The sequence below is a fragment of the Leptolyngbya sp. FACHB-711 genome (genome assembly GCF_014695615.1).
GTDB lineage: Bacteria > Cyanobacteriota > Cyanobacteriia > Elainellales > Elainellaceae > Leptolyngbya_A.
In genome coordinates this window covers 1-12,448 of record NZ_JACJOR010000303.1, presented here as the reverse complement: position 1 = coordinate 12,448, position 12,448 = coordinate 1, and the positions used below count along the sequence as shown (strand labels likewise).

General features: G+C 51.2%; 7 protein-coding genes. All 7 read left to right on the top strand.

Going from position 1 to position 12,448, the window contains the following annotated elements; all coding sequences use genetic code 11:
- The first annotated feature begins 4 nt into the window (after nt 1-4).
- Nucleotides 5-1,828, top strand: coding sequence for an EAL domain-containing response regulator (locus H6F80_RS12065; RefSeq protein WP_190791793.1), 1,824 nt, complete (start codon nt 5-7; stop codon nt 1,826-1,828).
- A 542-nt stretch (nt 1,829-2,370) separates the two neighbouring features.
- Entirely contained in the window at nt 2,371-4,530 is a 2,160-nt protein-coding gene (gene glgX, locus H6F80_RS12060; protein WP_190791792.1) for a glycogen debranching protein GlgX, read from the top strand.
- Nucleotides 4,531-4,734: 204 nt separating this feature from the next.
- Nucleotides 4,735-6,564, top strand: a complete 1,830-nt coding sequence (treZ, locus tag H6F80_RS12055; RefSeq protein ID WP_190791791.1) for a malto-oligosyltrehalose trehalohydrolase — start codon at nt 4,735-4,737, stop codon at nt 6,562-6,564.
- A 280-nt stretch (nt 6,565-6,844) separates the two neighbouring features.
- Nucleotides 6,845-9,643: a malto-oligosyltrehalose synthase gene (treY, locus tag H6F80_RS12050; protein ID WP_242067309.1), complete on the top strand. Its 2,799-nt coding sequence runs from the start codon at nt 6,845-6,847 to the stop codon at nt 9,641-9,643.
- Between the two features lie 308 nt (nt 9,644-9,951).
- Nucleotides 9,952-10,488: a cell division protein SepF gene (locus tag H6F80_RS12045; protein WP_190791790.1), complete on the top strand. Its 537-nt coding sequence runs from the start codon at nt 9,952-9,954 to the stop codon at nt 10,486-10,488.
- Between the two features lie 43 nt (nt 10,489-10,531).
- Entirely contained in the window at nt 10,532-11,395 is an 864-nt protein-coding gene (locus H6F80_RS12040; RefSeq protein ID WP_190791789.1) for a Tab2/Atab2 family RNA-binding protein, read from the top strand.
- An 81-nt stretch (nt 11,396-11,476) separates the two neighbouring features.
- On the top strand, nt 11,477-12,448 hold a 972-nt coding region (locus H6F80_RS12035), incomplete at its 3' end, for a TldD/PmbA family protein (protein ID WP_190791788.1).

Below are 12,448 nucleotides of genomic sequence, written 5' to 3'. Positions count from 1 at the left end.
ACCCATGAGCAATGAGAATTCTTTTCTCCCTCAACCATCATCCCTGAATCCGCTGGCTCAGGCTGATATTCTGATCGTGGATGATGTTTTGGAGAATATCCATCTTCTCTCAACCATCCTGGACTCTAGTGGCTATGAAACCCGGAAAGCAACAAACGGCAAAATGGCACTGACGGCGATCGCAACAACGCTGCCCAGTTTAGTGTTATTGGATATTCGGATGCCAGAAATCAGTGGCTACGAAGTGTGTCAGCGATTGAAAGCAGATCCCAAAACAGCCCATATTCCGGTGATTTTCTTAAGTGCAGCCGATGATGTTACCGATAAAGTAGAGGCTTTCCGAATTGGAGGGGCAGACTACATCACTAAGCCCTTCCACATGGAGGAAGTTCTCGCGCGAGTACAGCATCAACTTGCGATCGTTGCAGCGCAGCAAACGATTCACCAGTTAAACGTGCAGCTTGAGCAGCGAATCAAAGAGCGTACCCAACAACTGGAAGCTGCTAATGCTCAATTGCTCAATATGGCATTTCGAGATCCCTTAACCCAGTTGCCCAATCGCGCTTTGCTCATGAAGCGGCTTCAAACCCTTCTGGAACCTAGCAACTCGCACCACCGCTTTGCTGTGTTTTATTTGGATTGCGATCGATTCAAGATTGTTAATGATTCGTTAGGACATCCAGCAGGGGATGAATTGCTGATGGCAATTGCTCATCGGCTACAGTCCGTTTTACGATCGCAAGATCTCCTATTTCGCTTAGGAGGAGATGAATTTGTGGTTCTATTAAACCATCCCGCCGAAGCAGACACCGCGATTGAAATTGCTCAAGGGATTTCTAATTGCTGCTCCGCTCCTTTTAGTTTGAGAGAACGAGAGTTTTTTATTTCTTTCAGCATCGGGATTGTTTTAGATTGTTTAGCTTACCGCAATCCTGAAGAACTGCTACGAGATGCAGATATTGCAATGTATCAAGCTAAATCCTTGGGTAAGGATCAGTATCAAATTTTTAATCCATTAATGTATCAACAAATTTGTCACCGAATTCAGCTTGAAACCGATCTCCGCAAAGCCATTCTCAATGAAGAATTTGTTTTGCATTATCAGCCCATCGTGGAATTAGCAACCGGGGCGATCGTCGGTGTTGAGGCGTTAGTTCGATGGTATCACCCTGAAGCTGGATTAACTCCGCCCAACCAATTTATTCCGATCGCAGAAGAAACAGGACTGATTCTGAAGCTGGGACACTGGGTATTAGAAGCAGCTTGCCAACAGCTTTATGCCTGGCAACAGCAGCGGTTTGCTCACTCATCTTTTTCTGTCAGTGTGAATGTATCTGCTCACCAGCTCGCCCAGGAAAACTATGTCAAACAGATTGATGAGGTTTTAGCCAAAACTCAGCTTGATCCTCAGTGCTTAAACTTAGAAATTACAGAAACGGTAATTATGCAAAGCAATAACTTTGCTGCCAGCGTAATCCGCGATCTCCGCGATCGACATATTCGGCTCAGCATCGATGATTTTGGTACGGGTTATTCATCGCTCAGCTATCTTCACTCCTTCCCCCTGGATCATCTCAAAGTCGATCGTTCTTTCATTCAACGGCTTCATGAAGAAAGTAGCTTGAGTTTAGTGACTGCGATCGTTCAAGTTGCTAAAACAATGGACATGAGATTGATTGCAGAAGGCATTGAAACAACCGAGCAACTGACCCAACTAAAATTGTTAGGCTGTCAGATGGGCCAGGGATATTTATTCTCTAAGCCTTTGCCCGTAGAAGAAATGACTAATTTGTTAGCTCAATCTTTGGGCGGTATCGCCAACGGATAAACGTTGCAACAGTTCGGGATATATTTACGATTTCGACTTCAAGAGTAGAGCCAAACTAGGTACAAATTGTAATTGTGGATAATGCTATAGGCATGACTGAAGCAGCGTACCAACATAGCGTGCCAGCATATTTTGGCGTTGCTGAATTTGAGTATGATTCGCCCCCCTAGCCCCCCAAAGTTGGGGGGAACGAATCCTCAAAGTCCCCCAGCATTGGGAGATTTAGGGGACGATGCAATATCCAACCCAATCGCAGCGCTGTGTACGGTTTCGCGCAATACTCGATCGTGGCTCTCATGAGACAGGGCAAAAATGAGGAAGACAAAGATTTCTGATTAACTCCTTCTCAGGATAGACTCTAATTTTTCGCCTCATCATGAAAACTAATAAAAGACTTGACTGCCAGCAATTGGTCTGAAAGTCTGATGCAGTGGGAGCAAGCTGCGATCGCTTCAGTTTGCTCCGGCTTCTGCTGGTCAATTGCCCCTGGTCTAAAATCAGCGGTTTCGCTACTTTAAAGATCCAAAACATCTACATTCGCTATGTACCTATCAGTCTGGCCCGGTAAGCCCTATCCCCTGGGAGCCACCTGGGACGGCAAGGGCACCAACTTTGCTCTGTTTTCAGAACACGCCACTGGAGTAGAACTCTGCCTGTTCGACAAGAAAGGACGCGAAACCCGCCTAAAACTTACCGAAGTCAGCAACTTTGTCTGGCATGGGTATGTGCCGTCGATCGGTCCCGGACAGCGATATGGATTTCGGGTACATGGTCCCTTTGCCCCGCAGGAAGGACACCGCTTTAACCCGAGTAAGCTGCTAATTGACCCCTATGCCAAAGCCGTGGACGGCGATATTCGGTTTGGGGAAGAAATTTTTGGCTATCGCTGGGGCGATGAAGCAGAAGATCTCTCTTACTCAGAATTAGACGATGCCCATCTAGTTCCCAAGAGCATCGTAATTGATGAGTATTTTGACTGGGAAGGCGATGATCTGCTGCAAACACCGCGCCATGAGACGATCGTTTACGAGGTTCACGTACGGGGCTTTACCAAGCTGCATCCCGAGATTCCGCCTGAACTGCGGGGAAGCTATGCAGGGTTAGGGCATCCGGCTGCCATTTCGCATTTGCAATCGTTGGGAGTGACCGCAGTCGAACTCATGCCCGTGCATCATTTTCTGGCTTGTCCAGGGCATTTAGCGGGCAAGGGCTTGCGCAATTATTGGGGCTATGACTCGATCAACTACCTGGCTCCCTATGCAGGCTATAGTGCTAGCGGCAAGCAGGGACAGCAGGTGACGGAATTCAAGCAAATGGTGAAGGCACTGCATCGCGCCGGAATTGAGGTGATTCTGGACGTGGTGTACAACCACACGGGCGAAGGCAACCAGATGGGTCCAACCCTGTCGCTGCGCGGCATTGACAACGCATCATACTACCGTTTGGTGGAAGGAATGCCCCGCTATTACATGGACTTCACCGGATGCGGTAATTCGCTGAACGTGCGCCATCCCCAGGTACTGAAGCTGATTATGGACAGCCTGCGTTACTGGGTGCTGGAGATGCACGTAGACGGCTTTCGGTTTGACCTGGCTTCTGCTCTTGCCCGCGAACTGTATGCGGTCGATCGCCTGGCGTCTTTCTTCGACATTATTCACCAAGACCCAATCCTGGCGGATGTAAAGCTGATTGCTGAGCCGTGGGATGTGGGCGAAGGCGGCTATCAGGTCGGAGAGTTTCCGCTGTTGTGGTCGGAGTGGAACGGCAAATATCGTGATACGGTACGCGACTTCTGGCGGGGCGAGGATAGCCGTCTGGCGGAGTTTGCCTATCGGTTTACGGGCAGTTCAGATCTGTACCAAAGCAACGGACGCAACCCCAGTGCAAGCATTAACTTCATCACAGCGCATGATGGATTCACGCTGCACGATCTGGTGAGCTACAACGAAAAGCACAACGAAGCGAACGGGGAAGAAAACCGAGACGGCGAAAGCCATAACCGATCGTGGAACTGCGGCGCAGAGGGCGACACCGACGACCCCGATATTCTAGCTCTGCGCCAAAAACAGCAGCGCAATTTTCTCGTCACGCTGATGCTATCCCAGGGCATTCCCATGCTGGTGAGCGGCGATGAAATGGGTCGATCGCAAAAAGGCAACAACAACGCCTACTGTCAGGACAATGAGCTTTCCTGGCTGCACTGGGATTTGCAGGAGGACAACGACCAACTGCTAAACTTTACCCGCGAGCTGATTCACTTCCGGCGCAATCATCCCATTTTTCGGCGGCGTAAGTGGTTTCAGGGACGGGCAATTCGCGGGTCTGGCGTAAACGATATTGCCTGGTTCAACCCAGACGGCAAACGCATGACCGAAGAGCAGTGGCACGATGGCTTTGCCAAGGCGATCGGCATTTTCCTCAACGGTCAGGAAATTCTCACCCCCGGTGCATACGGTGAACGCATTGTGGATGACAGCTTCCTGATGCTGTTTAACGCCCACTACGAGCCGCTGGACTTCTTCTTGCCGGCTGGACTGAATAAATGGGCATGGCTGACGCTGATCGACACCACGCAACCGCGCATGATCGAAGATGGTGATTGCCATGAAGGGGGAACTGCTTCGCATCAATACACCGATGACAAGCCAATTACAGTCGCAGAGCGATCGATCGTGCTGCTGAAGTGTTTGGGCATGGCGTGATCGCTCGAACGGTAGGTGGACATCGCGGTTGTTTAGGAGCGGGGGGAGCGGCAAATCCAGCAAACCCCCTATCAGGGCGGGGAGGTTCTAACGGGATAGTTCTCAGGGGTGATGTGAATCCCTGCCGAAATGTGTAGAAAAATAAAGGATTTGTTTGATAATCCGCTTTTTCTCGCCCGCATTCTGAACTTCACAAACGCCGCCATGCAAATCGGATCCCGCTATCTTGGTAACGGTCAGTGTCAATTTACTGTCTGGTCGCCGCTCAGCCAGCAGGTCGATCTTCATCTCGTGTCGCCCGAAGACAAGCTCATTCCGCTTCAGCGCAGCGAACAGGGCTACTGGCAGACCACGATTGCTGCCGAACCCGGCACGCTATATTTCTATCGACTCAATAACGAGGTCGATCGCCCCGATCCCGCATCGCAATCGCAGCCGCAGGGTGTTCATGAGGCTTCTGAAGTGGTTGACCAGGGCAAGTTCACCTGGAGCGATGAGCAGTGGCAAGGGGTTCCGCTTGAAGATCTGGTGATTTACGAACTTCATGTCGGCACGTTCACAGCCGAAGGAACCTTTGATGCGATCATTCCCCGCATTCCCGAATTGCTGGAGCTGGGGATCAATGCGATCGAGATTATGCCCATTGCTCAGTTTCCGGGCGATCGCAACTGGGGCTATGACGGGGTATATCCCTACGGGGTGCAGCAGTCCTACGGCGGCGTGGAAGGCTTAAAGCGATTGGTGAACGCCTGTCATCAGCAGGGCATGGCGGTGGTGCTGGACGTGGTGTATAACCACATGGGACCGGAAGGCAATTATTTCAGCCAGTTTGCGCCCTACTTTACCGATCGCTACCGGACGCCCTGGGGCAGTGCAATGAACTTTGACGATGCCTACAGCGACGAAGTGCGGAATTATTTTGTTGAGAACGTGCGCTACTGGCTACGAGATTATCACCTGGACGCGCTGCGGCTGGACGCGGTTCACGCGATTTACGATTTTGGCGCAAAGCACATTTTGCAAGAAATGGCAGAAGCAGCTGATCAGATTGCAGCTGAAACCGGATGCAGAAAATATTTAATTGCCGAAAGCGACCTCAACGATCCGCGCATTATTCGATCGCCGGAAGCAGGCGGCTATGGCGTTCATGCGCAGTGGTGCGACGATTTTCACCATTCGCTGCGAACAATTCTTACTAAAGAAAGCCATGGCTATTATGCCGACTACGGCGACCTCGACAAGCTTGCCAGAGCCTACCGGGATAGCTTTGTTTATGCCTGGAGCTATGCGCCCAGCCGCAAACGACATCACGGCAATACAGCAAGCGACTGCCCTCCCAGTCAGTTTGTGATTTGCACTCAAAATCACGATCAGGTCGGCAACCGAATGCTGGGCGATCGACTGACTGAAATCGTGTCGTTTGACGCGCTGAAACTGGCGGCGGCGGCGATGCTGCTGTCTCCCTTTCTTCCGATGCTGTTTATGGGCGAAGAGTACGGCGAGGAAGCTCCGTTCCAGTATTTTGTTAGCCACGGCGATCCCGATTTGGTGGCAGCGGTGCAAAAGGGTCGCAAAGAAGAGTTTGCTGCGTTTCATGCAGAAGGCGAAGCTCCCGATCCGCAGTCGGAAGAAACGTTTATGCGATCGAAGCTGAACTGGGAAAAGCGGCATGAAGGCAAGCACAAAACCCTCTGGCAGTTCTACCAAACCCTCATTCGCATGCGGCGAGAAATTCCAGCACTGACGTATAAAGACCGGAACTGTATGGAGGTTGCCGTGCTGGATGACGAACAGGTGCTTACGCTGCGTCGCTGGTATCAGGATCAGGAGGTGGTTTGTTTATTTAACTTTCACGCGAAGCCTGTGGATCTCAGCCTCACTTTAGCGGACGGCAACTGGAAAAAGCTGCTTGATTCCAGCGATGCCGCTTGGAGTGGAAGTGGATCAACCTCTGCCGAAACCGTCACTGTCAATGCAGCACAGCCACAGACGTTTCAGCTGAATGCAGAAAGCGTTGTAGTGTATAGCAAATAGCGTTTTGAGCTGTCAACCGTTCCCGGTAAGGCGATCGAGCGTTTGCCTGTTCTGTTGGAAGAATTTCCTCGGCCTGGAATCTACCTTACAGGACTCCTCTTTTCAGAATAAGTGTGGCAATATACTCATACCTGAAAAGCAAATTGCCGTCGCACCCCGGATATGAGCGCATTGGTTGACTATACATGGGTTGCCCATATATTGGTCGCCGATCATTGTTTACATAAAAACCAAACAGCAGTTTTCACTGGTCTCTGAATTAAAAGCCTTTAGCCCCCCTATGATGCGAATTCCCTTAGCGACTTATCGGCTTCAGTTCACCCCGGACTTCAGGTTTGCTCACGCTCAGGCGATCGTCTCTTACCTGGCAGAACTGGGCATTTCAGATATTTATGCCTCACCCGTTTTAACAGCGCGTCAGGGCAGCACCCACGGTTATGATACCGTCAACCCTAAACAAATCAGCCCAGAGTTAGGGGGGGAAGAAGCCTTTAACGCACTCCTTGAGGAACTCAAGCCCCGGGATATGGGTTGGCTGCAGGACATTGTGCCCAACCACATGGCGTTCGACAGCCAAAATTACATCCTGGTAGATGTGCTGGAGAACGGTCCTGACTCCCAATATCACGACTATTTTGACATCGACTGGAATCATCCTTACGAAGGGCTAAAGGGAAAGGTACTGGCGCCCTTTTTAGGTAAGTTTTACGGTGACTGTTTAGAAAGCGGTGAACTCCAGCTTAAATACAACGAACAAGGCATTTCGATTAATTACTACGCGCTCAGTTTCCCGATTCGGATCGAGTCGTATAGCCATGTGCTGATGCACAATCTATCGCAGATTCGCGAGAAGTTAGGACGCAATGATCCGAGTTTTGTGAAACTGCTGGGCGTTCTGTATATGCTGCGCTACATTCCATCAGAAACAGAGCGGCGAGAACGCTATGACCAGATCACCTTTATTAAGCGAATGCTTTGGGAATTGTGGAATGACAGCCCTGAAATCAAAGCATTTATCGAAGAAAACATTCAGACTTTCAACGGTGAAGTTGGCAATTCTGCAAGCTTTAACTTGCTGGACAACCTGCTATCAGAACAGTTTTTCCGCCTTTCTTATTGGAAGGTTGGAAACGAAGAGCTAAACTATCGGCGATTCTTCACGGTGAACGATTTGATCGCAATGCGGGTTGAGGAAGAGCGCGTTTTTGACACGACCCATTCCTTTATTTTTCAGCTTGTTGAAGAAGGCAAATTTACAGGCTTGAGAATTGATCACATTGACGGTTTGTATCATCCGGCACAATATATTGCTCGTTTGCGAGAACAAGCCCCGGATGTGTATCTCGTCGTTGAGAAGATCCTGGAACCTCATGAAGAGCTACCGCTTAATTGGGCAGTTCAGGGAACGACAGGCTATGACTTTATGAGCAAGATAAACTGCTTATTCTGTCAACAGTCCAGCGAAACCGAATTTGATGCTATCTATCAAAACTTTATCGGTCGAGCAATATCCAGCGAGGAACTGATTGACGAAAAGAAACGCCTGATCATCGGCAAACATCTAGCAGGCGATATTGATAACCTGGCAATTTTGCTGAAACAGCTTTCGGAACGCTATCGCTATACCAGTGACTTCACTATGTATGGTTTGAAGCGGGCACTGGTGGAAGTGCTGGCCATGTTCCCGATTTATCGCACCTATGTCAGCTCCGAAGGATTTCGGAAACCTGATCAGGAATGCCTGCGGCAGGTCATTGAGAAGGCAAAAGAGAAGATTCCCAACTTCAACAATGAGGTGTCGTTTATCGAAAAGTTCCTGCTGCTGGAATTTGACGAAAAACTGCCAGAGGAAGACAAAAAACTCTGGCTCCATTTCATTATGCGAATGCAGCAGTTTACGGGACCGCTGATGGCGAAAGGTGTTGAAGACACGGCAATGTACGCCTACAATCGCCTGGTTTCTCTGAATGAAGTGGGTTCGAGCATTTCTCAGTTTGGCATCTCGATCGAAGACTTTCACGCCTACAACCAGAATCGAGCTGCCCAGTGGCCCCATGCCATCAGTGAAACAGCGACCCACGACACCAAGCGGGGCGAAGATGTACGTGCCCGACTCAACGTGCTGTCGGAACTGCCTCAGGAATGGGAACACCATCTGAAAAACTGGCATGCCATTAATGCACCCCTCAAAGACACCGTAGACGGCTTGGATGCTCCTGCTCACAACGACGAATATTTCCTGTATCAAACGTTGCTGGGAGCTTATCCGTTTGATGCTGCCGAACACGATACGTTTATCGATCGGGTTAAAGAATACGTGATCAAAGCCTGCCGCGAGTCGAAAGTTCACTCGTCCTGGCAACTGCCCGACAGCGACTACGAGGCTGCCTATACGCAGTTTGTCGATCGCATTTTGAAGAACACCGACGACAATCTGTTCCTGCAAGAATTCCGCCCTTTCCAGCGCAAGCTTCAGCACTACGGCATTTGTAATTCGCTGTCTCAAACGCTGCTGAAGATGACCGCTCCGGGCGTACCCGATTTCTACCAGGGCACAGAGCTATGGGATTTGAGCCTGGTCGATCCCGATAACCGCCGTCCGGTGGATTACGAAAAGCGGTTCCATTTCCTCAGAGACCTGAAGCAGCAGATCGACACCGACATTTTCGGCTGCATTAATCAACTGCTGAAGTCTCCTGACGACGGACGGATCAAACTCTTCCTGATTCACCAGGTACTCAAAGCGCGTCACGCCCTTGCCGACCTGTTTCAGCGCGGCAGCTACGAAAAAATCGCTGTAGTAGGCAGCCTGAAGGCGCATTTGACTGCCTTTATGCGCGAGTTGGGTGACACCAAGGCGATCGTCATTGCGCCCCGCTTTCCGACAGCGATCGTGAAAGAAGGCGAATACCCGATCGGCGAACAGGTCTGGCACGAAACTCGCCTGCTGCAACCCCCCGGATCGTCTTCGCTATGGCGCGATGTGATTACGGGACGGGAAATCTCCAGCGAGGAAACGATCTGGATTAAGGAAGTACTAACTCATTTCCCGGTTGCGCTGTTGGTGAGTCAGGAGTAGGAATGGTTTGAGACCCTGGTTTGAAAGCGATAAAAGGGGCTACATTGCTTCCTAAATAGAGGATGAAAGGGGCAATATAGCCCCTCAATTCCTCAAATCTGGGGAACTTTGAGTTCCCTCAAGCGAGCCAGGTTCCTCTTAGCATTAGAAGGCAAGATTAGAAGGCAAGGGGCAGTCGGGGAAGAACCCTGACCGATAAAGCATTCTTTTAAGACGAAAAATCAACATCTAGCGTCCAAAATTGGTATCCGATCGCCAACATCGCACTACAATAAGAACAAGCGATCTGGTCTAAGGACAGAACGGTCATGAATCTTTTCCAACGGTTGCGGGATGTGATCGGGTTAGGCGAGGGCTACGACGAGTACGACGAGTATGACGAAGATGGCGAACTAATCGAAGGCGAACCGCCAAACGACGGCCGATCGCCTATGCAGCGGTCTGCGTCGGGAAAAGTCGTGGGTATGCCCGGTGTGCTGATGGAAGTCACGCTTATGCAGCCGCGATCGTTTGAAGAAGCTGCTCAGGCGGTTCTGGCACTGCGCGAACGCAAATCGGTCGTTTTAAACCTGGGATCACTCGACCCTGTTCAGGCGCAACGCTGCGCGGACTATGTGGCAGGCGGGGCATTTGCGATCGACGGACATCAGCAACAGCTCAGCACTCACATCTTCCTCTTTACCCCCAGCTTCGTCCAAATCACCCAATCCGGCGTCGAAGCCACCATGCAGCAAATCGCCCAAGCGCAACAAAATCCCTGGATACCCCCCAATTCCGCCTCACCTACCTCCTCATCCACCTATCTCCCTACCTCCTCATCCACCCGTCCCCCTCGCCCCCTATGATGGAGATCGCTGCCACCCATCATCGGACACCGATCATCGAACAATGACAACTGTTTGGGAGCTAGATTTCTACTCGCGCCCCGTGCTGGACGAGAACCAAAAAAAACTCTGGGAAGTGCTGATTTGCGAAAGTCCAATGGACATTCAGCGACAGCCAGATTCGCTGTTTCGCTATGCCGAGTTTTGCCCGAACGCTCAAGTCAACTCGGTTTGGCTGCGGGAAGCAATCGATCGGGCGATCGAAAAGGCAAGCCAGCCCCCGGATAAAATCCGCTTTTTTCGGCGACAAATGAGCAACATGATCACCAAAGCCTGCGAAGAAGCAGGAATTCCGGCTTACTCCAGTCGGCGTACGCTCGTTTTGCCACAGTGGATTCAATCACGAATGCAGGACTATTACCCCACCCTGCCGAATTATCAGGCGAGTAACAATCCCTCGGTTGCCATGCCTACGTCCCAGCCCCAGCCTCTGCCGGATGCGCTCGTGGGCGATCGATGGGCATCTGTCACGCTGGAGGCGGCTGCCTTTTTGGAAATGCCGGAATGGGAAATTGGCTTTAGCGAATCTTTTCCACTGAGTCTGTTTGACATCGCGCCCGACCAGCCGATTCCTGGAATAATCATTTATTCCTCGCGTGCCCTGCCCCTTGCCGCCTGGATGTCGGGCTTAGAGCTTGCCTTTGTTCGTTACAAAAGCGAATCGCCTGCTCAGCTCTTGCTGGAAACGGGCGGGCTTGACTCCTGGGTTTTGGCTTCGCTGCCGAAACCTGCGCTGCAATCTGAAGCAAAAGAGTTTGAAGCTGCTAAACAAGAGGCGAACGGCGTACATTTTATTGCGGTGCAGTCGCCCACCCAAACCGAAGCGTTCGCAGGCTTCTGGCTGCTCCAGGAAGTGAAGCTAGCCTAATGTCCCCCAATCCCGGAAGATAGGGAAGAAGCAAAACGTCTCTGTTCTCCCTCATTGACCTTTTCTCCAATCACAAGAACTATGGGATCTGACCATTCCCCCTCGGAATTACGGGCAGAGCAACTGCTGCAACTTGCAAAGCGATCGGGCGCAGAAGCCGCAGAGGTGTTTGAGTCACATTCGCTCTCACGTCCGGTCTTTTTTGAGGCGAATCGGCTAAAACAGCTTGAAAGCTCGCAGTCTGAAGGCGTTGCCCTTCGACTCTGGCGCAACGGCTGTCCGGGCTTAGCGGTTGCTTATGGTGCGGTTGAGCCTCAAGCTCTGGTCGATCGTGCCCTTGCCCTCAGCGAACTGAATGAACCAGAGACGATCGAACTCTCACCGCCTTCGGGTCAGTCTTACCCGGATTTGGGTGAGTCAATTCCTGTTGAAACGCTAGTGGAATGGGGTAAGGAGTCGATCGCCCTGGTGCGAGAAGCATACCCGGAAATTCTTTGTACCGCTGAGTGGGAGTGCGACGCAGAAACGACCCGCTTAATGAATACTGAAGGCTTAGACTGCGGCTATACCGACACGACCCTAAGCTGCTATCTCTCTGCTGAATGGGTGCGCGGTGATGATTTCCTCAGCGTGTCCGACGGGCAAACCCAGCGTGAACCGCTTGATCCGGTGCTTCTGGCACAGCAGATTATTCAGCGATTAGACTGGGCAAAACGCAATACGGCTCCCCCCGTGGGAAAAGTGCCCGTCCTGTTTACGGCAAAAGCTGCGGATATGCTCTGGGGCACCGTTCAGGCGGCTCTGAGCGGCAAACAAGTAATCGAGCGGGCTTCTCCCTGGAGCGATCGCTTAGGCGAAACGGTGACTTCCCCCAGCATCACGCTCAGTCAGGAACCCGATCGCGGTCCCTTTAGCTGTCCGTTTGATGACGAAGGCACCCCGACCAAACCAATTACCTTTATCAAAGACGGCATGTTGCAGTTGTTTTATACCGATCGCCGAGTAGGTCGGCAGTTGGGCAGCGGCACGACTGGAAATGGTTTCCGTCCGGGC